Consider the following 26,753-nt stretch of genomic DNA (forward strand, 5'->3'; position numbering starts at 1 on the left):
TTCCCGGACGTCGTACGCATTCCGGGGTGCCGCGAGTATTGACGTGGGCATGTTGTGTCAGTTTCCTGGGAGGTGCGCGGTATGTGGGAGCGCTCCCATCGATTCCGGGGCCGCGCCTCCCGAGAGGAACGAGCGACATGTTCCGCTTCCCCACCCTCCGCGGCTGCCGCAGCTGGCGAAGAGCGCTGTGTTCTGCCGCCGCCGTGCTTCTGCTGCCACTGGGAGCCGGTGCGCAGGCCGCGCACGCGGCGGACGCCGATACGGCGGACGTCCGTGCGGCGGCCGCCGGCGCCGGATACTGGCACACCAGCGGGCGTCAGATCCTGGACGCGGCCGGACAGCCCGTCCGTATCGCCGGCATCAACTGGTTCGGCTTCGAGACCAGCAACAACGTGGTGCACGGCCTCTGGTCCCGTGACTACAAGAGCATGATCGACCAGATGAAGACGCTCGGCTACAACACCATCCGACTGCCGTACAGCGACGACATCTTCAAGTCCTCGACCGTCCCCAACAGCATCGACTTCAGCAGCGGCAAGAACGCCGACCTGCAAGGGCTGGGCTCCCTCCAGATCATGGACAAGCTGGTCGCGTACGCCGGTCAGACGGGCCTCAAGGTCATCCTGGACCGGCATCGGCCCGACGCGGCCGGGCAGTCGGCGCTCTGGTACACCTCGGCGGTGCCCGAGTCGACGTGGATCGCCAACCTGAAGGCGCTGGCGACGCGTTACTCCGGCCAGGACGCGGTCATCGGCATCGACCTGCACAACGAGCCGCACGATCCGGCCTGTTGGGGCTGCGGTGACACGACGAGGGACTGGCGGCTGGCGGCACAGCGGGCGGGCAACGCGGTTCTCTCCGTGAATCCGCAACTGCTCGTGTTCGTGGAGGGCGTGCAGACGTTCAACGGGGTCTCCGGCTGGTGGGGCGGCAACCTGATGGGGGTCGCGCAGTATCCGGTGCAGCTGGATGTGGCCAACCGGGTGGTGTACTCGGCCCACGACTACGCGACGAGCGTGGCCCAGCAGAGCTGGTTCAGCGATCCCTCGTTCCCCGCCAACATGCCGGGGATCTGGGACAAGTACTGGGGCTACATCTTCAAGCAGAACATCGCGCCGGTGTGGGTGGGGGAGTTCGGTACGACCCTCCAGGCGACCGTGGACCAGCGGTGGCTGGCCGCGCTGGTCGACTATCTCCGCCCGACAGCGACCTACGGCTCGGACTCCTTCCACTGGACCTTCTGGTCCTGGAACCCCAACTCCGGTGACACGGGCGGGATCCTGAAGGACGACTGGCAGACGGTCGACACCGTGAAGGACGGCTACCTGACGAGCGTCAAGGCGCCTGGCTTCCCGGGGAACGGTGGCGGCGGGGGAGGAGGCGGTGGCGGTGGCGGCAGTACGGCGGCCTGCACCGCCTCCTACGCGGTCAGCAGCGACTGGGGCGGCGGGTTCAACGCCGAGGTGAAGGTGACCAATTCGGGGACGGTGGCGCTCAAGTCCTGGAAGGTGACGTGGACTTGGAGCGGCTCGCAGACGGTCACCAGCATGTGGAACGCCTCGTACACGCAGAGCGGAGCTACGGTCACCGCGGTGAACGCGTCCCACAACGGGAGCGTGGCGGTGGGGAGTTCGGCGAGCTTCGGGTTCGGGGGAGCGCCGGGGGGTGGGGGGACGCCTGCGGTGACGTGCACGGCGACGTGAGGGTCTGAGGGCGTGGGACGGGGTGCCCGGTGGTCGGCGTGCCTGACGGCTGCCGGTCGCCGGGCACCCCGTCGACGTGTCTAGCGGTTCATCGACACCACGACGTACAGCCCCGCCACCACCGCGACCGCACAGACGACGGCCATGACGATCAGTGCGCAGCCGAGCGCCCCTGTGGTGCCGGCGATCGCTGCCCAGCCGAACCGCGTTGCCCCCTCGGCACGCCGGACCGCGTCACGGTACCCGCTGTCGTCGTTCCAGTCATGATCAGTCATGTGGTCACCCCGGGTCGGACTGTACGGCAGCTAGGATCCATGGCGACATCGCGTGTCGGTCACCGGCCGGGTGAGGCATGGAGGTGTCGGGACATGCCCGTCGGAGGCATTCCTTGTCAGTCGAGTTGAACCACACGATCGTCCATGCCCGGGACAACCGGGAGTCCGCGGAATTCCTCGCGAACCTGCTCGGTCTCGGGATCACCGCGGAGTGGGGGCCGTTCATCGCGGTCGACCTGAGCAACGGCGTCACACTGGACTTCGCCACGATCCCCGCGGACAGCATCACTCCCCAGCACTACGCCTTCCTCGTCTCCGAGGAGGAGTTCGACGCGGCGTACGCGCAGATCAGCCGGCGCGGCATCGAGCACTATGCCGATCCCCACCAGCAGCAGCCCGGCACCGTCAACCACAACGACGGCGGACGCGGCGTGTACTTCATGGACCCGGCGGGCCACGCCATGGAACTCATCACCGTGCCGTACGGCGGCTGGGCCCTGTAGGCGGATGCGCCGAGGGCCGCACTCCAGTGTGGAGTGCGGCCCTCGGGCACTGCTGGTGTGTGGTTACAGCTTCTCGATCACGTAGTCGATGCACTTCGTCAGTGCCTCGACGTCCGTCGGGTCGATCGCCGGGAACATCGCCACGCGGAGCTGGTTGCGGCCGAGCTTGCGGTAGGGCTCGGTGTCGACGATGCCGTTGGCGCGCAGAACCTTGGCGACCGCGGCGGCGTCGATCTCGTCCGTGAAGTCGATCGTGCCGATGACCTGTGAGCGCTTGGCCGGGTCGGTGACGAACGGGTTCGCGTACTTGACGTCCTCGGCCCAGCCGTACAGCGTGCGGGCGGAGGTGGCGGTGCGGCGGACCGCCCAGTCCAGGCCGCCCTGGCCGTTGATCCACTCAAGCTGCTCGTTGAGGAGGAACAGGGTGGCGAGGGCCGGGGTGTTGTACGTCTGGTTCTTGCGCGAGTTGTCGATCGCGGTGGGGAGCGAGAAGAACTCCGGGATGTGGCGTCCGCTCGCGTGGATGCGCTCGGCTCGCTCGATCGCGGCCGGGGAGAACGCGGCGAGCCAGAGGCCGCCGTCCGCCGCGAAGGACTTCTGCGGGGCGAAGTAGTAGACGTCCGTCTCGGCGATGTCGACCGGCAGACCGCCGGCGCCGGACGTGGCGTCCACGAGGACGAGGGAGCCCGCGTCGGCGCCGGACACGCGCTTGACGGGGGCGGCGACACCGGTGGACGTCTCGTTGTGCGTGTACGCGTAGACGTCGACGCCCGCCTCGGCCGCCGGGTCCGGGTGGGTGCCCGGGTCCGAGGAGATGACGGTCGGGTCGGCGAGCCAGGGGGCGAGCTTGGCGGCCTTCGCGAACTTCGAGCTGAACTCACCGAAGGTGAGGTGCTGCGACTTGTTCTCGATCAGGCCGTGCGTCGCGACGTCCCAGAACGCGGTCGAGCCGCCGTTGCCGAGGACCACCTCGTAGCCGTCGGGGAGCTGGAACAGTGAGGAGATGCCCTCGCGCACCTTGCCGACCAGGTTCTTCACCGGAGCCTGGCGGTGGGAGGTACCGAGGAGGGAGCTACCGGTGGCGGCCAGCGCGTCCAGCGCTTCCGTCCGCACCTTGGAGGGGCCCGCGCCGAAACGTCCGTCGGCGGGCTTGATGTCAGCGGGAATCTGGATCTCAGCCACGGGGGGAGCGTAGCCGTTCTGGGAAACGTGGACGAAACGTGGTCCGTCCGGTGAGACGCGCTCCGCGGGTTGGGCGGGGGTTGGGGGGACGCCTGTTCCTGGGGCTGCCGCCCCCGGACCCCCGCTTCGGCCCTGAAGGGGCCTCGTCCTCAAGCGCCGGACGGGCTGAAAATCAGCCCACGCCGGACGGGCTGAAGTGCCTGGGCGTCGGAGTGAAGCGGACCGGGAGTTCCGTCAGGCCCCGTAGCCAGGGGGACGCTCGGCGGGTCAGGGTTTCGGCGGGGACCGCCAGGTCGATGTCCGGGAGGCGGTCGAGGACGACCTCGATGCCGGTCCTCGCGATGACCTCCGCGACCTCCTGCGCCGGGAACGGGCACCGGTGTTCCCCGTGCCCGAAGGAGAAGTGGGCGTTGTTGCCGCCGGTGAGGGCGGAGCCGTCGGTGCGGACCTGGGGGTCGGAGTTGGCGCCCTGGAGGCCGAGGAGGAGCAGGTCGCCCGTACGGATCTGCCGGCCGCCCAGACGGGTGTCGCGGGACGCCCAGCGGCCCGGCATGGTCTGCACGGGCGCGTCCTCCCACAGGACCTCGTTCATCGCCTCGGCGACACTGCTGCGACCGCCGAAGAGGGAGGCCGCGAACCGCTCGTCCGTGAGCATCAGGCGCAGCGAGTTGCCCATCCAGTCGGCCGTCGGGTCGTTCCCCGCCGCGATCATGATCATCAGGTCGTGGGCGAGCTCGTTGTCGGTGAAGCCGTACGGGTTCGCGAGCATCCGCGAGGCCACGTCGTCCGAGGGCCGCAGCCTGCGGGCGGCCAGCAGCCGGCCCATCGACGCGATCAGGTACTGCTGGCCCGCCATGCCGGTCTCCAGGCCGTCGGTCATGGCGAGTGCCGCGGAGACCAGGGCCGGCCCGTCCTCGTCGGCGAAACCGAAGAGGCGGGCCAGGACGCGTACCGGCAGCAGCATCGCGTACTCCTGGACGAGGTCGGCCTCGCCCCGGGCGCAGATCGCGTCGATCAGCTCGTCCGCGAACTTCTCGGTGTACGCCCGCAGTTCGACCGGATCGGCCTCCTCCAGGGCGTTGCCGATCATCGCGGCGCGCTCACGGTGGCGTTCGCCGACGGTGTAGAGGACCGAGGGCTGTCCGCGGCCGATCATCGGCAGGTGCGGCCAGTCGGCGGGGATCTTCTCCCACTGGTTCCACAGCTCCGAGTCCCGGCTGAACAGCACGGAATCTCCGGTGACTTGATGCAGTTCGCGGTAGCCGAGCACCAGCCAGGCGGGTACGTCCCCGTCGAGCAGCACCGGTGTCACCGGGCCGTGATCGCGCCGCATCTCCCGGTAGAGACGGTCGGGTTCGGTCCGCAGCCGGGAGCTGTTGAGGGGGACATGGGCGGCGGTCACCGGGGCAACTCCTCGTAAGGGGCGGGCACTTGAGCGTCGTACGAATGTGAACGCCGGTAGCGGTTCTTCGCGTGTTCCACGAGTGCTATCAGGACCCGCTTGCTCGAACTCCGTGCGCGCGCGTCGCAGTGGATGAGGGGTACGTCGGGGTCGAGGTCGAGCGCGTCACGGATGGCCTGCGGGGCGAAGTCGGGGCCGCCGAAGTCGTTGCGGGCCACGACGAACGGTGTGCCGTGCCGTTCGAGACGGTCGATGGCGTACCAGGAGTCGTCGAGGCGCCGGGTGTCGACGAGGACGACCGCGCCGAGCGCGCCGCCGAACAGCCGGTCCCAGAGGAACCAGAAGCGTTCCTGGCCCGGCGCCCCGAACAGGTACAGCACGTTGTGGGCGTCGAGCGTGATGCGGCCGAAGTCGAAGGCGACGGTCGTGGCGTTCTTGTCGCGCACCGCGCTGACGTCGTCGACGGATTCGCCGGCCCGCGTCATCGTCTCCTCGGTACTGAGCGGACGTATCTCGCTGACCGAACGGACGAGCGTCGTCTTGCCGGCGCCGAAGCCGCCGACGACCACGATCTTCAGTCCGTTGTCGGCGGAGGCGCGCAGGGGTGGCCGTGGGTCGGCTTCGGCGCCGGTGCCTTCGGCGCGGTCAGAGGTTGCGGAGTCCAACGAGCACCTGCTCCAGGATGTCGGGGTCGGTAATGGCGGTCCGGCGCGGATGGCGGGCGCTGACGCGGCCCGCGGCGAGGAGGTCCGCGAGCAGGACCTTGGTGATGCCCACCGGCAGCCGCAGTACGGCGGCGACCTCCACCACCGCAGTGGGACGCTCGGCGAGCCGCAGGATCGCCGCGTGCTCGGACTGCATTCCCGGCGCCGGACCGCACTCGGCGACGACCAGCGTCACCAGGTCGAACGGGTTGTCGGGCGCGGAGCGGCTGCGTCCTCCGGTGATCGTGTAGAGCCGGTCCGGAGAATCGTCCCTTCCCGGACGGTTCCCCGGTTGTCCCCCCGGACCATTCATGCCGTACGGGGCTGGGCCGCACGGAGCTGGGCTGTTCGGGGCTGTGCGCGCAGGTGCTCCCCGAGCTGCTCGACGAGTTCGCTCATGTTGTGGCCGACGAGCCCGGTGTCCGCGTCCTCGGTGGTGACGACGGCGAGGTGCGCGCCCTGGCCGGCCTCGACGATGAACAGCACCCCGCCGTAGAACTCGGTCATCGCGGTACGCACCCCTCCGCTGCCGTCCCCGAACTCCACGGACGCGCCGTGCGACAGCGACTGGATGCCGGCGGCGATCGCGGCGAGCTGGTCCGCCTGGTCGACGGACAGCTCCGGCGTACGGCACAGCTTCAGGCCGTCCCGGGAGAGCACGAGTGCGTGCCGGGCACCCGGGGTGCGCTCCAGCAGGCCCTCGATGAGCCAGGTCAGCTTGTCGTCGGCGGTCGTCGGTCCGGGGCCGAGGCCAGTGCCGGTCATGGGGTGGGGTCGCCTTCCGGGTGGGAGGTGGTGGGGGGTGAGGTGGCGGGCGGTGCGGGCGGGGCTTCCAGCGGGCTTAAGGGGGCCTGTGCGGGGGTGGTGGGTGCGGGTGCCGGATCAGGGCCGACGCTGCCCTGGAGGGCCGCCTGATCGGGCACGGTGCCGCGCACGGCCTGCCGGAAACTCCCGAAACGGGCCACCCGCTCGCGCGTGTCGTCGGGGTCGGGCGGCGCGAGGGGGATCGAGAACCTCGACTCGTCGGCCGGTGCGCCCCCTCGGGCACGCTCGGCCTCGGCGAGCGTACGGCCCCGGCGCCGCTGCGGCAGCTCGCCCGGGGGCACCTGCGCGGTGTGGCTCTCCGGGGGCTCCGGTGCGTGGTGGGGGGACTCGTGGGTCGGTACGGGGTCCGGGTCCAGGTCGGTGACGGCGGCGCGGGCGGCCCCGTACGACTGCTCCCCGTACGACTGCTCCCCGTACGGTTCCCGCGCGCTCGGCTGCTCCTGCGCGTACGGCTCCTGCGCGGAGGGCGCCTTCGAGTACAGCTCCTCCGGGTACGGCCACTCCACGTGGCCCTCTTCCGCGTACGACACCTGCGGGTGCTGTTCCCGCTCCTGTTCCCCGGAGCGCGCTTCCCAGGGTTCGCCGGGTGTGGGCGCCGGGGCCGCGGGGGCCTCCGGTAGCGCCTGGGCCTCTCGCGCCGGCGGTGGAGACGGCGGTGGTGGCATCGGCATGGGCAGTGGCTCGGCCGCCGCCGTGCTCCCGGCGAGGATGTCCTGCGGGATGACCACGAGGACGCCGGTGCCGCCGCGTGCCGAGGGGCGGAAGGAGACCTTGAGGCCGTACTTGCGGGCGAGTCGGCCCACGACGGTGAGGCCGAGGCGGGTGCCGGTGAGGCCGCCGAGCCCCACGCCCTCGGAGTTCCTGCCGCTGCCCTTGGCGTCGCTCTTCCCGTCCTCCCCGGCGACGGCCCGTTCCGCGCGCTGCAGCTGCACGTCGCTCATGACCAGGCCGCTGTCCTCCACGGAGACGATGACCCCGGCGGGGACCTCCTCGACGTACACATGGACCTCGGCGGTCGGCGGCGAGAAGTTCGCTGCGTTGTCCAGGAGTTCGGCCAGCGCGTGCATGACACCCTCGGCGGCGTGTCCGGCGACGGCGGCGTCGCTGGCGGAGTGCACGCGCACGCGTTGGTACCCGCTGATGCGGCCCATGGCGCCGCGCAGGATCGACTCCATGGCGATCGGACGGGCCCAGCGGCGGCCCGAACGGGCGCCCGAGAGGACGGCGATCGAGTCGGCCAGTCGGCCCGCCTGGGCGGTGCGGTGGTCGAGGTGGAGAAGGTCGGCGACGACGTCCTCGTCCGTGTGCCGGTCCTCCATGGCGCGCAGGTCGGCCAGGGTGCTCGTGGCCAGTGCCTGCATACGGCCGGCCGCGTTGGCGGTGGCCGCGAGGGCCGCCGCCCGCTCCTGGTTGGCCCGGCGCAGTTCCTCGGTCAGCCGGGCGTTGTCCTCGCTGAGCCGGGTGATCTCGTAGGCCTTCTCCTGCTGGAGGCGGCTGAACTCCTGGGCGGAGGCCTCCGTGAGGCGGGCGCGGTCGCGGGCGAGATCGGCGGACACGCGCGCGCGTTCCCGGTCCAGATCGGCGGCCGTTCCGGCCCGCACCTGGTTCAGCTCCTCGGCGAGGCGGGCGCGGTCGTGCAGCAGTCGACCGGCGTCCTCGGTGGCGGCCGCGAGCCGTCGGCCCGACAGCCGGGCGGACCTGACGCCGTGGACGGCCACGGTGACGGCCACGCACAGCAGCAGCGCGGCGACCGCCCCGCCCAGGGTGAGCGGGACGCGCGCCTCGTCCGGCGCCCGGGCGACCCCGCCCGCCACCGCGACGGCGGCGAGTGCGGCGGTGAGCAGCGGAGCGGTCAGGAGGGCTCGGTGGGCGGGGCGTTCGCCGGGTTGACGGGGCGCGGTCATGAAGGGGTCCTCGGTCGGTTCCTGGGTCGGTTCCTCGGCTGTGTCCTCGGTGCTGCTGCCTGGCTCACGGGGCCCTGCGGGGTGCCTGTGCAATCGGTTTGTGAGCGAGATGTTACTTATGGTGCTCAACTCGCCGTAACTATAGGGGAGTTAGTGAACGAATTGACGGTGTTTCGGTTCGGTCCACACAATCCGTCCACGTTTCCCTGGCCGCACGGACGGTCACTGTCAGTGGCGGGATGCATGCTGGGGGCATGACGGATCTTCGGCCGCTGGAGGCGGAACTGCGGGAGGCCGTCCGGGGCGAGGTCGGTTTCGACGCCATGTCCCGGGCGCTGACCACCATGGACGCGTCGAACTACCGGCGCGTCCCGCTGGGCGTGGTCGCCCCGCGCGACGCGGACGACGTGGCGGCGGCCCTCACCGTCTGCAGGGCGCACGGGGTGCCGGTCGTGGCGCGCGGCGGGGGCACGTCGATCGCCGGCCAGGCGACGGGCACGGGGGTCGTTCTGGACTTCACGCGGCATATGGACCACCTCCTCTCCCTCAACCACGAGGAACAGACCGCTGTTGTTCAGCCAGGGCTGGTTCTCGACCGTCTCCAGGAGGCAGCCGCCCCGCACGGTCTGCGCTTCGGCCCCGATCCGTCGACCCACGGCCGCTGCACGCTCGGCGGCATGATCGGCAACAACTCCTGCGGCGCGCACTCCGTCGCCTGGGGCACCACCGCGGACAGTGTGCGCGAGCTGACGGTGATCCGCGCGCGCGGCGACCGGCTCCGCCTGGGCCGGGACTGGGCGGGCGCCCCGGAGGGCCTGCGGCGGCTGGCGGAGGGCGAGTTGGCCCGTCTGCGCACCGGCTTCCCGGACCTCCCCCGCCGCATCTCGGGGTACGCGCTGGACGCACTCCTCCCCGAGAAGGGCGCGGACGTCGCCCGCTCCTTCTGCGGCTCGGAAGGCACCCTGGGCATCGTCACGGAGGCGGTCGTACGCCTGGTCGAGGCCCCGCGCGCGCGTGCGCTGGCCGTGCTGGCGTACGCGGACGAGAGCGCGGCGGCGGAAGCGGCGGCCGGCCTGCTGCCGTACGGTCCGCTGACGGTCGAGGGCATGGCCGCCGACCTGGTCCGCACCGCCACGGACCTCCCCCGGGGCGGCGCCTGGCTGTTCGTGGAGACGGGCGGCGAGACCCCGGCGGAGGCACGCGCGCGTGCGGACGCGATCGTGCGCGCGGCGGACGTCACGAACGCCCTCGTGGTGTCCGACCCGGCCGGCCAACGCGCCCTGTGGCGAATCCGGGAGGACGCGAGCGGCACGGCGACGAGGATGCCGGACGGCACGGAGGCCTGGCCGGGCTGGGAGGACTGCGCGGTACCGCCGCACCGACTGGGCGCATACCTGCGGGACTTCAGGGCGCTCCTCGCGGCCCACGGGCTGCGCGGCACGCCGTACGGCCACTTCGGCGACGGCTGCATCCACGTTCGCATCGACTTCGACCTGTTGACGGCACCGGGCGTGGCCCGCTTCCGCCGCTTCTCGGAGGAACTGGCGGAACTGGTGGTGTCGCACGGCGGCTCGCTCTCCGGCGAACACGGAGACGGCCAGGCCCGCGCGGAACTCCTCCCGAAGATGTACGCCCCCGAGGTGATCGCCCTCTTCGAGCGCACGAAGGCGCTCTGGGACCCGGACGACCTCCTGAACCCCGGCATGCTGGTCCGCCCCGCCCGTCTGGACGAGAACCTCCGCTTCGCGGTCCTGCCCCGCGAGCCGGTGGACGTGGCCTTCGGCTACCCGGCGGACGGCGGGAACTTCTCGGCGGCGGTGAGCAGGTGTGTAGGGGTGGCCAAGTGCCGTACGCCGGCACCGGCGCTTGGTACGGGGGGCGGCGGAGGCTCGGAGGTGATGTGTCCGTCCTTCCGGGTGACGGGCGAGGAGGCGCACTCCACGCGCGGGCGGGCCCGGCTGCTGCACGAGATGCTCGCGGGCGAGGTGATCACGGACGGCTGGCGGTCGGAGGAGGTCCGCGACGCGCTGGACCTGTGCCTCTCCTGCAAGGGCTGCCGCTCGGACTGCCCGGTCGAGGTCGACATGGCCACGTACAAGGCGGAGTTCCTCCACCACCACTGGGCGGGCCGACCGCGCCCGGCGGCGCACTACGCGATGGGATGGCTGCCGGTGTGGCTGGGGGCGGTCGCACGCACGCGCACGGCGCGCGTGGTCAACTCCCTCGCCTCGGTGGGCGTGTTGGCGGCCCTGGCGAAACGGCTCGGTGGAATCGCGCCCGAGCGGGAGATCCCGGCGGTGGCGAGTCGGACGTTCAGCCGGTGGTGGGGGAGGCGAGCGGCCGCGCGTGACAGTGGCGGGCGTGGGCGGGCGGTCGTCCTCTGGCCCGACACCTTCACGGAGCACCTGACGCCGTCGGTGGGACAGGCGGCCATACGGGTACTGGAGGCGGCCGGCCTGGAGGTGACGCTGCCCCCGACCGGCCGGACCCGCACCCGCGCCCGGGTGTGCTGCGGCCTGACGTATGTCTCGACCGGCCAACTGGACCGGGCCCGCGCGGTGTTGCGCCGCACCCTCGACGTCATGGAACCGGTGCTGGACGCGGGCACACCGGTGGTGGTCCTCGAACCGAGCTGCGCGGCGGCCCTCCGCACGGACCTCCCGGAACTGCTGCACGACGACCCGCGCGCACGACGCCTCGCGGACGCGGTCCTCACCTTCGCGGAGACCCTGGAGCACCACACCCCCGACTGGACCCCGCCCCGCGTCGACCGCCCGGCAACGGGTCAGATCCACTGCCACCAGCACGCGGTACTGGGCGACGCGGCGGACCGCCGGCTGCGCACGGCAGCGGGCCTCACGGGCGACCTCGTCGGCGGCTGCTGCGGTCTGGCCGGCAACTTCGGCTTCGAGAAGGGCCACTACGAGGTGTCGACGGCGTGCGCGGAGGAACGCCTGCTGCCGGCGGTGCGGGGGGCCGGGGAGGGGGTGGTGGTGCTGGCGGACGGATTCTCCTGCCGGACGCAGTTGCAGCAACTGGCGGGGGTGCGGGGTCGGCATCTGGCGGAGGTGCTGGCGGAGGGGTTGGACCTGGAACCGGACCTGGAACCGGACCTGGACGTGAACATGGACATGGACATGGAAGGGAACGGGACATGAGCGAGACCGAGTTGAGCCGGGTGGCCGTCCTCTCCGACATCCACGGAGTGCTCCCGGCCCTGGAGGCGGTGCTCGCCGAGCCGGAGGTGGCCGCCGCGGAGCGCATCGTACTGACCGGGGACATCACGGCGGGCCCCCAACCCGCCGAGGTTCTCGCACTCCTCCGGGACCAGGGCGACCGGGTGCTGGGGATCGCCGGGAACGCGGACCGGGAACTGGTCGAGTACCGACGAGGAGAACGGACGTCGATCCCCGACCCGATAGCCCCCTTCGCCGCATCCCGACTGACTGAGGGCGAGGTCGATTTCCTGGCGGCCCTGCCGACATCCCTCACCCTCGCCGTCCAGGGACACGGCGACGTCCTCTTCTGCCACGCCACACCTCGCGACGACGAGGAGATCGTCCTGGTCGATTCCCGCCCCGACCGCTGGACGGAGGTCTTCGCGGACGTTCCCGAAACGGTCCGCACGGTTGTCTGCGGCCACACCCACATGCCGTACGTCCGCCTCGCCCACGGCCGCCTCGTCGTGAATCCCGGCAGCGTCGGTATGCCGTACGGCCGCCAGGGCGCCCACTGGTGCCTGCTCGGCCCCGGCACCGACCTGCGCGTGACGCGGTACGACATCCCGGCTGCGATCACCCGCCTCGTCGCGGAGTGCGCGTACCCGGAGATCGCGGAGTGGGCCGACTACTACCTGCGCGCCCGGGCGACGGACACGGAGGCGCTGGAGGCGTTCGGGGCGCGTGACGGGAGAGGGGCGACGCCGACGGGTTGAGGCGGCCCCCCTCCCCTCCCGCTAGTTCAGCCGGTTCAACCGCTGCCCCCGGCTCTCGGCCACGCGAAGCGCATCCCGGAGAGCCTCCGCCAACCTCTCGGCGAGGAAACGGAGTTCACCGCGTGGCGTGTCCGGGAGCAGTTCGCGGGCGTGGGCGAGGAGTTCACGGCCCATGTCGAGCTGGACGGACTCCGTCGCGTCGGCCAGGCGGGATACGGGGCCGCCGTGGTCGTCGGTGATCAGGAAGCATGACTTGCCCTCGGTGCCGGACCAGGGCAACAGACGGGGCGAGCAGTGCGACTCGGGTTCCGTGCCCATCAGGCGACCTCCACCCCGTGGATCCAGTACGGGCCGGGCATGTCCAACCCCAGGGTGGTCATGGCCAACTCCCTTCGCCGCAAACGTTGTTCGTGAGCGGCGAGGTATGGGCGTACGGACCTGGTGGCGGTGCCGTCGAGAGGGGCGTCGGCGTCCAGGCCGTACGGGCTGCGGTGGACGGGGAGCGTTGCTCGGGCCGGGGGTGGACTGGTGGGCGCGAGGAGGAAGGCCGGGTGTGTTCGGCGGTGTGTGCCGCGTGGGGTGAGCAGGGTGCTCACCCAGGCGATGAGGCGGTCGATAAGGTCGGGCACTGTCATCAGCTCCGTTCGGGATTGCTGGTGGCCATGCCCCGGGGCGGCCGGAATCCGTCGCCGGGGTCTTTCAAAGCTACACCCTACTGCGGTCTACTGCCGTATGAGCGGTGGACTGTGAATCGCGCAGAATGCGGCCGTCTGCGCATGGTGGTGCGGTGATGGAATTCGCTGCCGACATCCCCCGCTGGCGCCAGGTGGCCGAGGTGATCCGCCGCCGCATTCAGGACGGCACGTATCCGCCTCGGACCCGCATCCCGTCCGTTGTGGAGATCACGGCGGAGTTCGGTATCGCCGCCGTGACCGCGCAGAAGGTGCACAAGGGTTTGCGTGCGGAGGGGCTCATCTACACGGAACCGGGACTCGGCTCCTTCGTTGCCGAGCGAACCGAGGGGTGATCGGTCGACTCCCCCTTGATGAACAACTCGGCGCTCTGCGCGAGGTGTTGTCCCGCAACCACGTGTTGGTGGAGGTGCTGGCCCGCACAGCGACGCTGGAACTTCCCGGGTGGTACCTGACGGCCGGGTGTCTGTTCCAGACAGTGTGGAATGTCGCCACGGACAGACCGCCCACCCATGGCATCAAGGACTACGACGTCTTCTATTTCGACGACGGTGATCTGTCCTGGGAAGCGGAGGACAGGGTGATCCGAGCCGGGCGAGACACCTTCGCCGGCCTGCCAGCGGAGGTCGAGATCCGCAACGAGGCCCGGGTCCACCTCTGGTACGAGGAGAAGTTCGGCGTCCCGTGCCCGCCGTACCCGTCCACCGAGGCGGCGATCGACAGCTTCGCGGCGACGACGTGCTGTCTGGGCGTACGCCTGGAGGGAGACGGCCGGTGGCGTGTGTACGCGCCGCACGGGCTGTCGGACGTGTTCAACCTCGTCGTCCGGCCGAACCCGGTGCTCGCTCCGCAGGCTGTCTATGAGGCGAAGGCGGCACGGTGGCGGGAGCAGTGGCCCGAGCTGACCGTGCTGGACTGGCCTCGGTCGAATGGGCCACGTGGTGGCCGGAGTTGATTTCCCGGTCGCGCTGCGACCTGGTCTCCTTTCTTCGGGCTCACTCGAAGGTGACCTCCGGCGGTTAGACCGGGCCGAAGTCCTCGCCGGCCGGGGTGGTGAGTTCGCGGTGCAGGTCCTTGTCGGAGTGGATCAGCGCGGTGGACTTCCACGCGGCGATCACAGGGGCGAGCAGGCTCACGTTGTCGAGGCCGACGGCTGCGCGCGCGGTCTCGACGAACTCGACGAGGTACTCACGGATGGCCGCTTCGTGTAGGAAGCGCACCCAAGGGAACGCCTCGGGAAAGGCGTACTCGTGCTTCAAGGGGCCTTTTCTCAGTAGTGGCCGGTGAGGGCGGGCGACACCTGGCGGGGTGCCAGGGCGGCTCAGGGGGCCTCGGCGCGGACGATTAGCGTCCCGATGTGGCCTGGCGTCGGGGCGTCGAGCACTCGTGCCGTCGCTTCGCTGAATCCGGCCCGGTTCAGGAGCCGTTCCCACACGGTGGGGCGGTAGCTGTAGCGGTAGGTGAACATGGCCTTGCCCGCGAAGCCGCCCTTGTACATGCCCTGCGGCCCGTACGCGCCGGGGATGGCCGGGGGTTGCGAGAACACGAAGACACCACCGGGGTTCAACCGCTTTCGTACGAGCGGGAAGAGACGGCCCGGGTCGGTGAACCAGGCCGCGCCGAAGACCGAGTAGACGGCGTCGTACGTGTCCGCGCACTCTGCCAGGTGCTCCAGGACTTCGGCGCACCTGAACACGGCCCCGGTGTCTCTCCACTTCTCGGTCGTCCTCTCGACCATGACCGGAGAGAGGTCGACTCCGTGTGCCCGGATGCCGTGCTGGGCGAGGTGAGCGAGGGCCCGTCCGGTTCCGCAGCCGATCTCCAGCACAGAACTCGGCCTGCCGAGCAGTTCGACGCCGGGGCCGTGATCGGCGTACTGGGTCCAGCGGAACACCGGCTCGGCATCGTCCTGGAACGCGGACTCGGCGTAGGCGTCCCACAGTTCGGTCTCGGCGGCGGTGTCGTGTTGTGCGGGCAAGGCGGTTCCTCATCGCAGGGTCTGGCCCCTGCCCTCCGGGGGGTCGAGGACAGGCGCCAGCCTAGGGCGGTTCAGTGGCTGTCGGGGACCTTGTTGTCGCATGGCGAGCAGTCCGTGCCGTCGATGGCCCACAGCTCCTCGTCGACGTCGAACCCGATGGACCGCAGGAAGTCCGAGGTGCGCAGGCACAGGCCGTCGCGGCGGCGTTCTACGAACGGGGCGTGGTGCTTTTGACTTGCTCCTCGGGCTGAAGCCCGAGGATTCTGGCCTTCCGTTCCGTTGTTGTGCCGCTACGCGGCACGGGCTTGGTTCGGGAATCCGTGGCTTCCTGTTTCTTCGCGCTGTGCCGGGATTGCTCCTGGTCTTACCGGTGCTCCGCAGGCCGATACCGCCAGTCCGGCGGCCGTCTTGACGTTGATCGCGGCGTTGTGGTCCCGGTCGTGGACGCTGCCGCAGGCGGTACAGGTCCATTCCCGGACGTTGAGGGGTTTGGGTCCGTCCTTGACGCCGCAGGTGGAGCAGGTCTGGGAGGTCGGCTCGAACCGGCCGATCGTGACCAGGGTGCGGCCGTACCGGGCCGCTTTGTACTCCAGCATGCTGACGAACGAGGACCATCCGGCGTCGTGCACGGACTTGGCCAGTCTGGTGCGGGCCAGTCCCGCCACCGACAGGTCCTCCACGGCGATCCCTTGGTTCTCGGAGATCAGCCTGGTGGAGAGCTGGTGGTGGAACTCGCGGCGTGCGTCGGTCACCCGTGCGTGGGCGCGGGCGACCTTCAGGCGGGCCTTTTCGCGGTTCTTCGAGCCTTTCTGCTTGCGGGACAGTTCCCGCTGGGCCTTCTTCAGCTTCTTCTCCGCGCGCCGCAGGAAGCGCGGGGAGTCGATTTTCGTGCCGTCGGACAGGACCGCGAAGTGGGTCAGGCCGAGGTCGATGCCGATGGTGCGGTTGGTGTCGGGCATCCGGGTCGCGTCGGCGGCGGGGTCGGTGTCAATGACGAAGGAGGCGAAGTACCGCCCGGCCGCGTCCTTGATGACGGTGACGGAGGACGGCTGCATGGGCAGAGGCCTCGACCATTTCACTTTCACCGCACCGATCTTCGGCAGGTTCAGGCGCCCTTTGTCGGTGATGGACCAGCGGGCGTTGGCGGTGAACCGGATCGACTGACGCTTGTCCTTGCGGGACTTGAAACGGGGAGGACCCGTCCTGGGCCCCTTGCGATCACCCTTGAGTGAGGCGAAGAAGTTGCGGTACGCAGTCTCGACGTCCCGCAGGGACTGCTGGAGCACCACCGCGGAGACCTCTCCCAGCCAGGACCGCTCCACCGTCTGCTTCGCCTCGGTAATCAGCCTCTTCGACAGCTCTGCGGCCCTGGGGAACGGCTGCTTGGCCGCTCTGGCCTCCTCACGGGCGCGGACCGCGTCGTTGAACACGACACGGGCGCACCCGAACGCCCTCGCCAACGTCCTCTGTTGGCCGGTGTCCGGGTACAGCCTGAAGGAGTACCGGAGCTGCATGGCCATCACGATACATACTTGGGTTATGGGCGATATGCAGAAGATCAGAACTGGTAGGCACTGTGCTTTCGTGATGCACGTCCACTTGGTCTTCGTGACCAAGTTCCGGCACAGGGTGTTCACCGATGTTCATCTGACGCGCCTGGAGGAGATCATGCGGTCGGTGTGTACGGACTTCGAGTGCGAGTTGGTGGAGTTCAACGGCGAGGACAACCACGTCCATCTCCTGGTGAACTTCCCGCCCAAGGTTGCCGTGACCAAGCTGGTCAACTCCCTCAAGGGCGTCTCCTCCCGCCGCCTGCGCCAGGAGTTTCCCGACCTGGTACGCCACTACTGGCGGGCCAACAAGCTCTGGTCGGGCTCCTACTTCGCCGGAACCGTCGGCGGCGCCCCGCTCACCGTGGTCAGGCAGTACATCGAACAGCAGAACCGGCCGGTGTGAAGTTCCCCCGGCTCCACCGGGACCAGCCCGCGCGACGCCCCGCAGGCGAGGAACTGCGGTGTCCGGCTGCACCGGACCTGAATCCGCGACGCTCCGCGTCGCCATCATCAGATTCGCCTCACCACCGGCCTGAAGGCCGATGCACTGCGAATGAATTCCGGTAGCGCGATTTCGCGGTCCCACAGGGTCATGCCGCCGTCCAGCACGTTCACGGTCAGGTGCCTGACGTGGGGCTGGACGGCGTTGAGCAGTTCCTGGGGGTCGCGGGTGCGGGTACCTACCGGGCGGTCGAGAGCTACGGTCATGACTGTCCTACCTTTCTCCGGGAGTGGCACGTGCAGCCGCAGCGCGGTTGCAGGAGGATGCCGACGGCGTGGGGCAGCGGTATGTCGGTGGTCTGGCGGCAGCTGGTGTGCAGATGCTCGTAGCCGGGGTTTTCGGCGAGCGCGCACTCGGGCGACGGCGAGCGGTCTGCGGTGGGTGGAGTCGCCATGAGGCGTCCCTCGCGGTTCCGCTCAGTGAGCCGGGCGCGCAAGGCTTCCTTTGCGTCGGCCGGGCGGAGCCGGTCAGGGCTCGCGTCCCATTCCGTACCGCCGCCGGGTGGACGGAGCTGGACGTAGGGACCCTCGTGGCCCATGACGTAGCCGATCCTGTCGCCGTGCTCGGTGTCGATCAGCAGGGTGGCGACGGGATGCTTGGTGATGGTGTCCTGCGGCTCGTGTGCTGTGGACATGAACGGGATGGTAGGGAACGGGATTTGGTGGCGTCTCGCTGGTTTCTCGAAGTTTCTCCTACTCGGTGTGTGGTTTCTTGCTGTTTCGCACAGGGCCCCTGTGAACTGGGTGTTCGCGACGGTGTCCCCGGGGAGGATGGCCAAGAACCAGTACCTGGAAGGAAGGAGAGATCATGCGACGACTGCGATTCAACGGCACGGGCTCAGGTGGCGGCGGCTGTCCTGGGGTACACGAAGACCTCGACTCGGGGGAGGTCATCGTGCATGGACCTCCACTCACGGCTTCCGAAGACCTGGCCCAGTTACAGCGCCTCGACGAAGGCGAGGTGGCCGTGGTGGTGCCACGTAATACGCTGGTCGACTTCGGACCACGTGACGACACACCGCGGCTCATCAACGCCGAGGACGAGTTCCGCCGTCTTTTCGAGACTTTCGAGCACACCGCCTGGCGCCTGGAAACCCGGCGCCGGTACGCGAGTGACGAGACCGGCGACGACTGGGCCCAGTTCGTGGCGGGGGAGACCGTGGTGTGGGACTACGGCGACTCCTGGTGCCTCAACGTGCGGTCGCAGACCACCGAGGGCAAACGGTTCGAGCGCGTGCGCCTGATCGATTCGCCGGCCACGACCGGTCAGTTGTTCCTTCAGGCCAATGCCGCGCGGAACTGCGCTGTGGGCGAGGACATTCGCAACCTGCCGCGTGCCGAGGCAAACCGTTTGCACCTGCCCGACGAGGACTTCTGGCTCTTCGACTCCAGGCTGGTGGCGCGCCTCAACTTCGACGACGTCGACAACCTCGTCGACATCGAACTGATCACAGAGCCGGCGGTGGTCAACCGTTACTGTCAAGTGCGGGACGCCGCCTGGCACTATGCGGTTCGGTACGACGAGTTCAAGGTGACCTGAGCCATACAAGGCCGGGCAGGCCATGGGGAAACGGCGTGAGGTCCGGTGACCACTGACTATCAGCAGGCACGCGAAAGCCTGGGCATTCGACTCCGGGAGCTGAGGATCTCGTGCTCTGGCGGTCGGCTCAGCGGCGCGCAACTCGCGGACCGGCTCGGCGCCGGCTGGACCAAGTCCAAGGTCAGCAAGTTGGAGAACGGCAAACAGACCGCCGTGGCTGATGACCTGCGAGCGTGGGCCGATGCCACCGGCCACCCCGAGGCGTACGACGGTCTGCTGGCCCAGTTGCGCGGTTTCGAGTCCCATATCCGGTCATGGCGAAGGCAGTTGGCTTCTGGGCACAAGCCGGTCCAGGACGCCATCACCAGCGAACACGAGCGCACGCGGGTCCTGACGATCTGGGAGAACAACCTCGTCCCCGGCATGCTGCAGACAGCCGACTACGCGCGACATGTCTTCACCCGGCACTCCGACCTCTACCAATCGCCCCGGGACACCGAGGAAGCGGTCCGCGCCCGCATCCGGCGCCAGGAAGGGCTGTACGAGCCCGGCAGGAAGTACCGGATCACGATGTGGGAAGCGGCTCTCTACTCCCAGGTGTGCCCACCCTCCGTACTCGCTGCCCAGTTGGACCGTCTCGCGAGCGTCATCGGCCTGGACACCGTGGAACTCGGCATTGTGCCGTTCGCTGCCACCCTTGGGATCTATCCGGGCAACGGTTTCTGGATCTACGACGAACGGCGTGTAGTTGTCGAGGACTGGCATGCCGAACTGTGGCTGGACGACTCGAACACAGTGGGCACATACCTGCGCGTGTGGAAGACCCTCCAGGAGTCCGCCCTGTACGGCACCGATGCGCGGGCGGTGATCAACCGTGCTCGGCAGGTGCTGAGTGCGAGCTGAGGAACCCGGACAGTCGCGGACCCCTCACCTCAACTCCCCCTGTCCCTACGAGCCGTCGGCGCGAGGGCCAGCCCAACAACGCCATCCAGTGGCGCATGATGGCCGACGCTCACGAGCTGGGCGCCGCCGTGTACGACCTGCGCGGCATCACGGACACGCTGGAGGACTCCAACCACCTGCTCGGCCTGCTGCGCTTCAAGGTCGGTACGGGGGGCGAGGCCGCCGAGTATCTGGGGGAGTGGGATCTGCCCCTCAACCGGCTGCTGCACAAGGCGCTGGATCTGTACATGTCCCGCCGCTGACGAGGGAGGAGGGGGCGGGACAGGGCGCCGGAGCGCAGGCCGGGGCGCGTCGGGTGTGCGTGGGTTCGTATGCTCTTCCTGGTCCATTACTCTGGACGGTAGAGTGCATCTCATTGTACGGAGATCGCGTACAGATCCTGGGAAGGCCCTGTAAAGATGCCCAGTGCCGAGCGTCTGCCCGCGTGGGCCGCCGTGGCCGGACCTGTTGTGCCCGCCGGTGCGGGTGATGTCGCGCTGCCCTCCGCCAATCTGCCTGCTCTCGTCGTTCCCGCCCCTGGGGGCTCTCGGGGGCGGCACCGGGGGGCGCGCAAGGGGTGGGGGACCCTGGGGGCCGTTGGGCTCGTGCTGGCCGGGGGGATATCCGTGCAGTTCGGCGGGGCGCTCGCCGTGACGCTGCTGCCGAGGGCCGGGGCCTTCGGGATCGTGACGCTCAGGCTGGTGGCAGCGGCCGTGATCATGCTGCTGGTGTGCCGGCCCAGGGTGCGCGGCTACTCGCGGGGCGACTGGGGAGTGGTCGTCCTGTTCGGCGTGACCATGGCCGCCATGAACGGGCTGTTCTATCAGGCCATCGGACGGATTCCGCTCGGTCCCGCCGTCACGCTGGAGGTGCTCGGGCCGCTCGTGCTGTCCGTCGTCGCCTCCCGGCGGGCTCTCAATCTCGCCTGGGCCGGTCTCGCCCTCGCCGGGGTTTTCCTGCTCGGTGGCGGCGGCTTCGGCACCCTCGATCCCGTAGGGGTCGCCTTCGCCCTCGGCGCCGGTGCCATGTGGGCGGTCTACATCGTCCTCAGTTCCCGTACGGGCCGACGCTTCCCGCAGGCCGACGGGCTGGCGCTCGCCATGGTGGTCGCCGCGGTGGTGTTTCTGCCGTTGGGCATCGTCGAGTCGGGCGCGAGGCTGCTCGACCCGACCACCGTGGCTCTGGGGGCGGCGGTGGGCGTCCTGTCCTCCGTGCTGCCGTACACCCTGGAACTCCTTGCCCTGCGACGCCTGCCCTCCTCCACCTTCGCGATCCTGATGAGCCTGGAGCCCGCCGTCGCCGCGACCGCCGGGTTCCTGATCCTCGACCAGGCGCTCTCCGCCCCCGAAGCCCTCGCGATCTCCCTCGTCATCGTGGCGAGCATGGGGGCGGTGCGGACACAGGTGGGCCGGAGGGAGGACCCGGACGGCGCCGACGAGGGGCCGCCCGCTGGACCCGCTCAAGTGCCCAGGAAGCCTTTGGAGTTGGAGGCTTAGGGTCGCGCCGCGTCAGGGATAGGTATTGCCTGACTTGACCTGCCTGACCGCGTCCGCCCCGATCGTGTCCGGCCCGGGTCGGGGTCGACCACGGTGTCGGGGAGCACGCAGACGGGCCGCTTCGGGGCCGGCTCCCGCACCGTGCCGCCCCCCGGAGGGCTCAGCGGGCGAGTGAGACCGCGAAGGGCTTGAAGCCGCGTCGGCGCAGGATGTGGGGAACGACCAGGATCATGGCCTCGGTGGCACGGGCCGTGGTGATGTCCCCCAGGTCCTCGATCCATGCGTCCTGCCAGCCCAGTTCGCCGAGCAGACCGGTGACGGTCTTCTTCGCCTGTTCGTCGTCGCCCGAGACATAGACGGTCGGCGGGGTGGCCAGGATGTCGGGGGCGGTCATGACCATGAACAACATGGTGTTGAGCGTCTTGACCACACGGGTGTCGGGAAGTGCGGCCTGAAGTCGCTCGGCGAGGCTGCTGCCGGGGTAGCACAGGTCGCCGGGCAGGCCGTCGACGTCACGGGTGGCGTTGGAGACGTCGACGAGGATCTTTCCGGCTAGCTCGGTGCGCAGCTCCGTGAGGCGGTCCAGGGTGCTGTCGCCGGGCGTCGCGTTGATCACGATGTCCGCGGTACGGGCAGTGGTGCGCTGGTCCGCGAAGGAGATGCGGGGGTTGGTGTCACCGGTGGGTGTGGGTGTCGCGGTCCCGTTCGTCGGGCTCCGGCCGCCCAGGACGACGTGGTGTCCGGTCGCGGCGAGCTTGGCGGCGAGGCCGGAGCCGACGCGGCCGGTGCCCAGGATTCCGATGCTGGTCATGAGGTGATGCTCCTTGCGGTGGTGGGCAGTCGGGCAGTCGGGCGGTTGGACCGGAGGAACGGACGTGGCGTGCGGTCGGTTCGCGCTCAGACGATCGGTGACAGGGAGTCGAGGGCTGCGCCGTGGACTCCGGGGGCGGCGGCCAGGAAGTCCCGGGCGGCCGTGCTCCAGGGCTTGCCCGCCAGGTCGGTGACGGTGCCTCCGGCCTCGGAGACCAGCAAGGCGCCGGCGACCAGGCCGGAGCGGACGTCGGAGAACTGCCAGAACGCGTCCATGCGTCCGGCGGCGACATGGATGAGCTGCATCGTCGCGGGCACGGACACGCGCACCACGAGTGCGTCGGTGAGCATGGTGGTGACCGACTCCCCGATCCGCCGGAAGGTGTGCTTGTCCTCGCCGGGCCGGGCCTGACCCGTGCCGACGAGCGCGGCGCCCAGGTCGGTCTTGGCGGACACCTTCAGGGGGCGGTCGTTGAGGCGGGCACCGCCGCCGGCGACAGCCGTGTACGTGTCGCCGGTCAGCGGCAGATGGACGACGGTGAGTACCGGCAGGTTGTCGCGGACCAGCGTGGCGGTGACGGCCCAGTCCTCCATGCCGTGGACGTGGTTGATGTTGCCCTCGGCAGGGTCGACGACCCACCACTCCCCGGCCGGGAGCGCGCCGCCGGCCAGCTCGTCCTCGGCCCACTGCGATCCGGGCCGGGCCCGCAGCAGCGGTTCCCGCAGCGCGTCCAGCACCGCGTCGTCGTTGGCGTGGATCTCCGCGACGACCTCGTTCAGGCTCACCCCTCGGGCGTACGGGGTGTGGCGGTCGCGCAGCGTGACGCCGGCGTTCTTCACGGCGGCTGTCACCTCGGAGATGAGCGTCGTACCGGCGTCGAAAGGCATGGCTGTGCTCATGGCGGGCTCCCTGGGTTCGATGAGTGACCGCGGGGGTTCGGTGACCGAGAGGCGGCTTGTTCCGTCCCCGCACTTCGAAGGTAGGTCGCCTGATGATTAACAACAAGTGCATGGTTTTCACTCGTAGAGTTACTCCCATGCAACTGGATCTGAACCTGCTCACCGCTCTGGACGCCTTGCTGGAAGAGGGCAGTGTCGGTGGCGCCGCGGCCCGCCTGCACGTCACCGCACCGGCGATGAGCCGCTCCCTGGGCCGCATCCGCAAGGCCACCGGCGACCAGATCCTGGTCCGCGCCGGCCGCAGCATGGTGCCCACACCCCGGGCGCTGGCCCTCCGTGCCCAGGTCCACGCCCTCGTGCAGCAGGCCCACCAACTTCTGTCCGCACAGCAGGAACTCGACCTGGCGGCTCTGGAGCGGGTGTTCACCGTGCGCTGGCACGATGCCCTGACCGCCGCCTGCGGCACGGCCCTGATCACCGCTGTCCACCAGCGGGCCCCCGGCGTCCAACTGCGCCTGCCCGCCGAGTCCGGCACGGACAGCCCCGAGCTGCGGCGGGGTGAGGTCGACCTCGAATCCAGCTCCAGCCGGCCGACGCTCCCCGACATCCGGCACCGCCTCGTAGGCCGCGATCGGCTCGTCGTCGCCGTCCGCCCCGGTCACCCGCTCGCCGAAGGCCCGCTGAGCCTCGATCGCTACGCGGCCGCCGAACACCTCACCGTCTCCAGGCGCGGACGTCTGCGCGACCCGGTCGACGACGTCCTGGCGACGTGCGGACACGAGCGCCGCGTCGTCGCCGCCCTGCCCACCGTCGCCTTCGCGCTGCAACTCGCCCCGGGTACCGACCTGGTGCTCACCCTCCCCGACGCGGCCACCCGCGCCGCCCGGGACCAACTCGGCCTGATCACAGTGCCCTTGCCGCTCCAGATGCCCGCCATCCCGCTGTACCTCCTGTGGCACCAGCGCTACGACGACGACCGCGCCCACGCCTGGCTGCGCGACCTGGCCACCGAAACCGTCCAGGCACTGTTCGCCCCACCGGCCGATTCCCGGCTTCCCTCCGACTCCCGGCTTTCCTCGCCCTCCGAACCGGGCGGTGAGGACACCTGAGGCGAACGGGCGACACCACGAACGGCGCCAACGAGTCGCGGACGTACGTCGCCGCTCAGGCGCCGATGTCCAGTGCCGTCCCGTACGGCCGGTGGGTCCTCAGCCGGATCACGAGTCGGCGTTCGGCCACCAACCCCTCCAGAAAAGCCTGTTCGTCCTCCGGCCGGGCCGCCGCCGGGATCATCGCGAGCAACTCCCGCCCGACCGCGTCGCCCGGGACCGTCGTGACCTCGGATGCCTCCGCCTCGCCCTCCGCGACAGCGAACGACCACACGTCGCCGCCCGACACATGCAGCGCGGCCCGCGGGTCGCGTCGCAGATGCTTGACCTTGACGCGGTCGGCCGTGGTGGAGAACCGGACGATGCGGGTCTGCGGGTCCCAGCTGTAGACCATGGTCGTCAAGTGGGGATGACCACTGCGCTTGTTGGTGGCGAGCGTCCCGAACTGCTGCTTGCCCAGCAGGTCGGAGAGGGCTTCGTCGGACAGGGGGCGAGGTGCGGGGCCTTGGGTCATGAACTGGGTAACTGCCCACCCAGAGCCCGGCATTCCGCCGCAGCCAGGATTCGGAAACCGGAAACGGCCCGTCTCCGCAAAGGTGACGAACCACCGGTGCCCGCCCCGTCGGCCGTTTACTGTACGTATGTGCAGCACTGCGCAGCGCAGTCGGCCGAGGAGGAATTCTGTGTCATCGCCCTGCGACCCCCAGCACGCTCCCGTCGGCGATGTGGGCGCGGCACTCCTGGTGATCGACTCCCAGCTCAGGAGTGTCCACAGCGGCAGGACCGGGAGGGACCCCGAACAGCAGAAGCTGATCGACCAGTTCGCCGCGTCGTTGGGCCCCAAGGGAGCCCATGACCTGCTGGACGGCGCGTGCACCCTCATCTACATGTTCATGACCTGGCTGCGGAAGGCCCACGAGGAACACGACAAGGACGTCATCGAGTACGTGGTCCCCAACCTCGTGGCCTCGATGCGCATGATGCCCAAGAGCGTCCGCCCCGAGGCGATCCCCACCATGGCCGGCCTGGTCATCGCCGCGGGCACCGGCCTGAGTCCCAACCTGTGGCGCAAGCAGTACGGAGACTGGACCGAGAAGGAGATGACTCCCCTGGAAGCCACCGCCTTCCTGCTCGCGGAACACATCAACCGCATCACCGACGACCCCGACTTCGCCACCCGCATGATCAGCGAGGCTCTGTCCCGGTCGGTCGACGAAGGCTGAGTGCCCCTGGCGAGGCGTTGGCGCCGTACATGGTGAGCGCCGATGTCAGTCCCGTCCTCTACATTGGCGCCGCCCTCACAAGGAGGGCGCGGGGGAGAGGGGTGCGCGATGGGTGCGAGTGGCTGGGACTACGTGACTCCGTTCGACGGCAGTGTCGAACGAGCGCTGGAACGCCTGCACGAGCAGGTGTTCCAGGAGGACCACGGCGACGACGACGCGTACAAGACGCTGGAAGACCTCTACGCGGACGAGGAGTTGGGGGAGGAGGGCACCCACTCGATCCTCGACATCGAGCGAGTGGTGCACACGACCAAGCCTCCTTCCGGCGACAGGGCAGAGGATTTCGGGACCCTGCGCCCCCTCGCGCCCGACCGCACGGCCCATCACTTCGGCACAGGTCGCCCGACGCCCGAACAGTTCCAGGCGCGGCTCGACGAGGGGTACGGGGCGATCGGCGGGCAAACGGATCCCAAGGGGCACCTGATCGACGAGTGCCAGATGCGATGGACGGGCCTGTACGTCGTCCTGTACACCGGCGACGAGCCGACCCACCTGGGCATCTTCGGCTGCTCAGGCGACTGACCCGGCAAGCCGGCGGCGAGCGGCCGGACCGCGCCCGATGCCAGGTCAGCCGGCCGCCGGCTTCTCCCACACCGACACGTGCTTCGTGCTCTCGCTCGTGAACGGCTCCCGCGTCCACCCGTCCCACCGCTCGCGCAGTCGCATCCCGGCCAGCCGGGCCATCAGATCCAGCTCGGACGGCCACACGTACCGGAACGGAATCGAGCGGTACGATCCGCGGCCGTCCACCACCTCGACGTAGTTCGAGCTGGTCGCCTGGGTGGCGATGTCGTACACGTCGAAGGCCCAGCGCGTCGGGCTCGTGTGGAACGGTACGACGTTCTGCCCGGCCGGCAGCCTGCGCAGCTCGGGCACCAGGACCTCGACGACGAACGTCCCGCCGGGCGCCAGCTGCGCCGCGACATTGCGGAAGCACGCCACCTGCGCCTCCTGCGAGGTCAGGTTCATGATCGTGTTGTAGACGAGGTAGGCGACCGAGAAGTCCCCGTCCGTCGTCCCGGCCCTCGTCGCCGAGAAGTCCCCGATCGTCACCCCGATGGCGTCCCCGCCCTGCTTGGCCCGCAGCCGGGCCACCATCGCCCGGGACATGTCGATCCCGTGCACCTCGACCCCGCGCCGCGCCAACGGCAACGCGATACGTCCCGTGCCGATGCCGAGTTCGAGGGCCCGACCGTCACCGGCCGACCCGGCCAACCCGGCCAACCCGGCCAGGAAATCGGCCGCCGGTTCGATCGCGGCGGGCGTGAACATGTGGGAGGTGGGGTCGTCGTACCCCGCGGCCACCGGTTCTCCGAAGTAGCCGTCCTCGCCTTCGCCGTCGCGATGGCCGTCGTCGTTGTCGTCTGCGGCTCGGCCTTGGTCGGAACCGGCGTCTGAGGCAGTCACCGGGGGACCGTACTGCGGGGCACGACCGCACCGCATCCGAATTCGGCAGTGGAACGACCGGGACGACTGAGCCGAGGTCCACCCGCCCCGACGACCTTGTTCAATGCAAG

The 26,753-nt window shown here is 69.8% G+C and carries 31 protein-coding genes and 1 pseudogene; 14 read left to right on the plus strand and 18 right to left on the minus strand.

Features of this window, described 5'->3' with window-relative positions; genetic code table 11:
- Window positions 1-137 precede the first annotated feature (137 nt).
- On the plus strand, window positions 138-1,703 hold the full coding sequence (locus tag OHN74_RS24145; protein ID WP_327696652.1) for a cellulase family glycosylhydrolase: 1,566 nt from the start codon (window positions 138-140) through the stop codon (window positions 1,701-1,703).
- Between the two features lie 80 nt (window positions 1,704-1,783).
- Here OHN74_RS24145 and OHN74_RS24150 read toward each other — a convergent pair whose 3' ends face one another.
- Window positions 1,784-1,978 (minus strand): hypothetical protein, encoded by a 195-nt coding sequence (locus OHN74_RS24150; RefSeq protein ID WP_327696653.1) that lies wholly within the window; start codon window positions 1,976-1,978, stop codon window positions 1,784-1,786.
- 113 nt (window positions 1,979-2,091) lie between these two features.
- Here OHN74_RS24150 and OHN74_RS24155 point away from each other — a divergent pair, with 113 nt between their 5' ends.
- On the plus strand, window positions 2,092-2,481 hold the full coding sequence (locus OHN74_RS24155; protein WP_327696654.1) for a VOC family protein: 390 nt from the start codon (window positions 2,092-2,094) through the stop codon (window positions 2,479-2,481).
- A 63-nt stretch (window positions 2,482-2,544) separates the two neighbouring features.
- Here OHN74_RS24155 and serC read toward each other — a convergent pair whose 3' ends face one another.
- From serC to OHN74_RS24185, 6 genes are all read right to left on the minus strand, one after another.
- Entirely contained in the window at window positions 2,545-3,663 is a 1,119-nt protein-coding gene (serC, locus tag OHN74_RS24160; RefSeq protein ID WP_327696655.1) for a phosphoserine transaminase, read from the minus strand.
- A 172-nt stretch (window positions 3,664-3,835) separates the two neighbouring features.
- Window positions 3,836-5,065, minus strand: coding sequence for a cytochrome P450 (locus OHN74_RS24165; RefSeq protein ID WP_327696656.1), 1,230 nt, complete (start codon window positions 5,063-5,065; stop codon window positions 3,836-3,838).
- Window positions 5,062-5,730: a GTP-binding protein gene (locus tag OHN74_RS24170; protein ID WP_443060437.1), complete on the minus strand. Its 669-nt coding sequence runs from the start codon at window positions 5,728-5,730 to the stop codon at window positions 5,062-5,064. The genes OHN74_RS24165 and OHN74_RS24170 overlap by 4 nt, the downstream gene beginning before the upstream one ends.
- On the minus strand, window positions 5,711-6,082 hold the full coding sequence (locus tag OHN74_RS24175; protein ID WP_327696657.1) for a DUF742 domain-containing protein: 372 nt from the start codon (window positions 6,080-6,082) through the stop codon (window positions 5,711-5,713). The genes OHN74_RS24170 and OHN74_RS24175 overlap by 20 nt, the downstream gene beginning before the upstream one ends.
- Window positions 6,079-6,534 carry a roadblock/LC7 domain-containing protein gene (locus OHN74_RS24180; protein ID WP_327696658.1) on the minus strand — a complete coding sequence of 152 codons (456 nt, stop codon included), beginning with the start codon at window positions 6,532-6,534 and terminating at the stop codon, window positions 6,079-6,081. Before OHN74_RS24180 ends, OHN74_RS24175 begins: the two co-directional genes overlap by 4 nt.
- On the minus strand, window positions 6,531-8,498 hold the full coding sequence (locus OHN74_RS24185) for a sensor histidine kinase (RefSeq protein WP_327696659.1): 1,968 nt from the start codon (window positions 8,496-8,498) through the stop codon (window positions 6,531-6,533). The genes OHN74_RS24180 and OHN74_RS24185 overlap by 4 nt, the downstream gene beginning before the upstream one ends.
- 254 nt (window positions 8,499-8,752) lie before the next feature.
- On the opposite strand from OHN74_RS24185, the gene OHN74_RS24190 reads away from it, so the two are divergent.
- Both OHN74_RS24190 and OHN74_RS24195 read left to right on the plus strand, forming a co-directional pair.
- Window positions 8,753-11,656, plus strand: a complete 2,904-nt coding sequence (locus OHN74_RS24190) for an FAD-binding and (Fe-S)-binding domain-containing protein (RefSeq protein ID WP_327696660.1) — start codon at window positions 8,753-8,755, stop codon at window positions 11,654-11,656.
- Window positions 11,653-12,432: a metallophosphoesterase family protein gene (locus OHN74_RS24195; RefSeq protein WP_327696661.1), complete on the plus strand. Its 780-nt coding sequence runs from the start codon at window positions 11,653-11,655 to the stop codon at window positions 12,430-12,432. The genes OHN74_RS24190 and OHN74_RS24195 overlap by 4 nt, the downstream gene beginning before the upstream one ends.
- Before the next feature lie 21 nt (window positions 12,433-12,453).
- Here OHN74_RS24195 and OHN74_RS24200 read toward each other — a convergent pair whose 3' ends face one another.
- Together OHN74_RS24200 and OHN74_RS24205 are read right to left on the minus strand one after the other, a co-directional pair.
- Entirely contained in the window at window positions 12,454-12,750 is a 297-nt protein-coding gene (locus OHN74_RS24200) for a hypothetical protein (protein WP_327696662.1), read from the minus strand.
- Window positions 12,750-13,067 (minus strand): hypothetical protein, encoded by a 318-nt coding sequence (locus OHN74_RS24205; protein WP_327696663.1) that lies wholly within the window; start codon window positions 13,065-13,067, stop codon window positions 12,750-12,752. Before OHN74_RS24205 ends, OHN74_RS24200 begins: the two co-directional genes overlap by 1 nt.
- A gap of 155 nt (window positions 13,068-13,222) precedes the next feature.
- Between OHN74_RS24205 and OHN74_RS24210 the strand changes: the two genes are divergently transcribed.
- Together OHN74_RS24210 and OHN74_RS24215 are read left to right on the plus strand one after the other, a co-directional pair.
- Window positions 13,223-13,459, plus strand: a complete 237-nt coding sequence (locus OHN74_RS24210) for a GntR family transcriptional regulator (protein ID WP_327700248.1) — start codon at window positions 13,223-13,225, stop codon at window positions 13,457-13,459.
- Window positions 13,456-14,079 (plus strand): nucleotidyltransferase family protein, encoded by a 624-nt coding sequence (locus tag OHN74_RS24215; protein WP_327696664.1) that lies wholly within the window; start codon window positions 13,456-13,458, stop codon window positions 14,077-14,079. The genes OHN74_RS24210 and OHN74_RS24215 overlap by 4 nt, the downstream gene beginning before the upstream one ends.
- Window positions 14,080-14,143: 64 nt before the next feature.
- On the opposite strand, the gene OHN74_RS24220 is transcribed toward OHN74_RS24215, so the two are convergent.
- The 3 genes from OHN74_RS24220 to OHN74_RS24230 all read right to left on the minus strand — a co-directional run bounded on the left by OHN74_RS24220 (window position 14,144) and on the right by OHN74_RS24230 (window position 16,616).
- The gene (locus OHN74_RS24220) at window positions 14,144-14,383 is read right to left on the minus strand and encodes a hypothetical protein (RefSeq protein ID WP_327696665.1); all 240 of its coding nucleotides are present in this window, start codon (window positions 14,381-14,383) and stop codon (window positions 14,144-14,146) included.
- A 62-nt stretch (window positions 14,384-14,445) separates the two neighbouring features.
- Window positions 14,446-15,102 (minus strand): class I SAM-dependent methyltransferase, encoded by a 657-nt coding sequence (locus tag OHN74_RS24225; protein ID WP_327696666.1) that lies wholly within the window; start codon window positions 15,100-15,102, stop codon window positions 14,446-14,448.
- A gap of 290 nt (window positions 15,103-15,392) precedes the next feature.
- Complete coding sequence (locus OHN74_RS24230) at window positions 15,393-16,616, minus strand: RNA-guided endonuclease InsQ/TnpB family protein (RefSeq protein ID WP_327696667.1); 1,224 nt, start codon at window positions 16,614-16,616, stop codon at window positions 15,393-15,395.
- Window positions 16,617-16,641: 25 nt separating this feature from the next.
- On the opposite strand from OHN74_RS24230, the gene tnpA reads away from it, so the two are divergent.
- Window positions 16,642-17,058, plus strand: coding sequence for an IS200/IS605 family transposase (gene tnpA, locus OHN74_RS24235; protein ID WP_327696668.1), 417 nt, complete (start codon window positions 16,642-16,644; stop codon window positions 17,056-17,058).
- A 107-nt stretch (window positions 17,059-17,165) separates the two neighbouring features.
- Here the strand turns inward: tnpA and OHN74_RS24240 are convergent, their stop codons facing one another.
- Both OHN74_RS24240 and OHN74_RS24245 read right to left on the minus strand, forming a co-directional pair.
- Complete coding sequence (locus OHN74_RS24240) at window positions 17,166-17,363, minus strand: hypothetical protein (RefSeq protein WP_327700473.1); 198 nt, start codon at window positions 17,361-17,363, stop codon at window positions 17,166-17,168.
- Window positions 17,360-17,791, minus strand: a complete 432-nt coding sequence (locus OHN74_RS24245) for a hypothetical protein (protein ID WP_327700474.1) — start codon at window positions 17,789-17,791, stop codon at window positions 17,360-17,362. The genes OHN74_RS24240 and OHN74_RS24245 overlap by 4 nt, the downstream gene beginning before the upstream one ends.
- A 170-nt stretch (window positions 17,792-17,961) precedes the next feature.
- On the opposite strand from OHN74_RS24245, the gene OHN74_RS24250 reads away from it, so the two are divergent.
- The 4 genes and pseudogenes from OHN74_RS24250 to OHN74_RS24265 all read left to right on the plus strand — a co-directional run bounded on the left by OHN74_RS24250 (window position 17,962) and on the right by OHN74_RS24265 (window position 21,134).
- Complete coding sequence (locus OHN74_RS24250) at window positions 17,962-18,696, plus strand: DUF6879 family protein (protein ID WP_327700249.1); 735 nt, start codon at window positions 17,962-17,964, stop codon at window positions 18,694-18,696.
- 45 nt (window positions 18,697-18,741) lie between these two features.
- Window positions 18,742-19,599, plus strand: a complete 858-nt coding sequence (locus OHN74_RS24255; RefSeq protein ID WP_327696669.1) for a helix-turn-helix domain-containing protein — start codon at window positions 18,742-18,744, stop codon at window positions 19,597-19,599.
- Between the two features lie 47 nt (window positions 19,600-19,646).
- A pseudogene (locus OHN74_RS24260) lies at window positions 19,647-19,901 on the plus strand (peptidoglycan bridge formation glycyltransferase FemA/FemB family protein); the annotation flags it as partial.
- 156 nt (window positions 19,902-20,057) lie between these two features.
- Window positions 20,058-21,134 (plus strand): EamA family transporter, encoded by a 1,077-nt coding sequence (locus OHN74_RS24265; protein ID WP_327696670.1) that lies wholly within the window; start codon window positions 20,058-20,060, stop codon window positions 21,132-21,134.
- 160 nt (window positions 21,135-21,294) lie between these two features.
- Here OHN74_RS24265 and OHN74_RS24270 read toward each other — a convergent pair whose 3' ends face one another.
- Window positions 21,295-21,945, minus strand: coding sequence for an NADPH-dependent F420 reductase (locus OHN74_RS24270; protein ID WP_327696671.1), 651 nt, complete (start codon window positions 21,943-21,945; stop codon window positions 21,295-21,297).
- 86 nt (window positions 21,946-22,031) lie between these two features.
- Complete coding sequence (locus OHN74_RS24275; protein WP_327696672.1) at window positions 22,032-22,844, minus strand: inositol monophosphatase family protein; 813 nt, start codon at window positions 22,842-22,844, stop codon at window positions 22,032-22,034.
- A gap of 137 nt (window positions 22,845-22,981) precedes the next feature.
- Between OHN74_RS24275 and OHN74_RS24280 the strand changes: the two genes are divergently transcribed.
- Window positions 22,982-23,953: a LysR family transcriptional regulator gene (locus tag OHN74_RS24280; protein ID WP_327696673.1), complete on the plus strand. Its 972-nt coding sequence runs from the start codon at window positions 22,982-22,984 to the stop codon at window positions 23,951-23,953.
- A 55-nt stretch (window positions 23,954-24,008) separates the two neighbouring features.
- On the opposite strand, the gene OHN74_RS24285 is transcribed toward OHN74_RS24280, so the two are convergent.
- Complete coding sequence (locus tag OHN74_RS24285; RefSeq protein WP_327696674.1) at window positions 24,009-24,467, minus strand: pyridoxamine 5'-phosphate oxidase family protein; 459 nt, start codon at window positions 24,465-24,467, stop codon at window positions 24,009-24,011.
- Between the two features lie 169 nt (window positions 24,468-24,636).
- Here OHN74_RS24285 and OHN74_RS24290 point away from each other — a divergent pair, with 169 nt between their 5' ends.
- Together OHN74_RS24290 and OHN74_RS24295 are read left to right on the plus strand one after the other, a co-directional pair.
- The gene (locus OHN74_RS24290; RefSeq protein WP_327696675.1) at window positions 24,637-25,176 is read left to right on the plus strand and encodes a hypothetical protein; all 540 of its coding nucleotides are present in this window, start codon (window positions 24,637-24,639) and stop codon (window positions 25,174-25,176) included.
- A 108-nt stretch (window positions 25,177-25,284) separates the two neighbouring features.
- The gene (locus tag OHN74_RS24295; RefSeq protein WP_327696676.1) at window positions 25,285-25,758 is read left to right on the plus strand and encodes a hypothetical protein; all 474 of its coding nucleotides are present in this window, start codon (window positions 25,285-25,287) and stop codon (window positions 25,756-25,758) included.
- Window positions 25,759-25,803: 45 nt separating this feature from the next.
- Here the strand turns inward: OHN74_RS24295 and OHN74_RS24300 are convergent, their stop codons facing one another.
- On the minus strand, window positions 25,804-26,541 hold the full coding sequence (locus OHN74_RS24300; RefSeq protein WP_327700250.1) for a class I SAM-dependent DNA methyltransferase: 738 nt from the start codon (window positions 26,539-26,541) through the stop codon (window positions 25,804-25,806).
- Between the last annotated feature and the right edge of the window lie 212 nt (window positions 26,542-26,753).

Origin of the sequence: Streptomyces sp. NBC_00459, from assembly GCF_036013955.1 — a bacterium.
Lineage (GTDB): Bacteria > Actinomycetota > Actinomycetes > Streptomycetales > Streptomycetaceae > Streptomyces.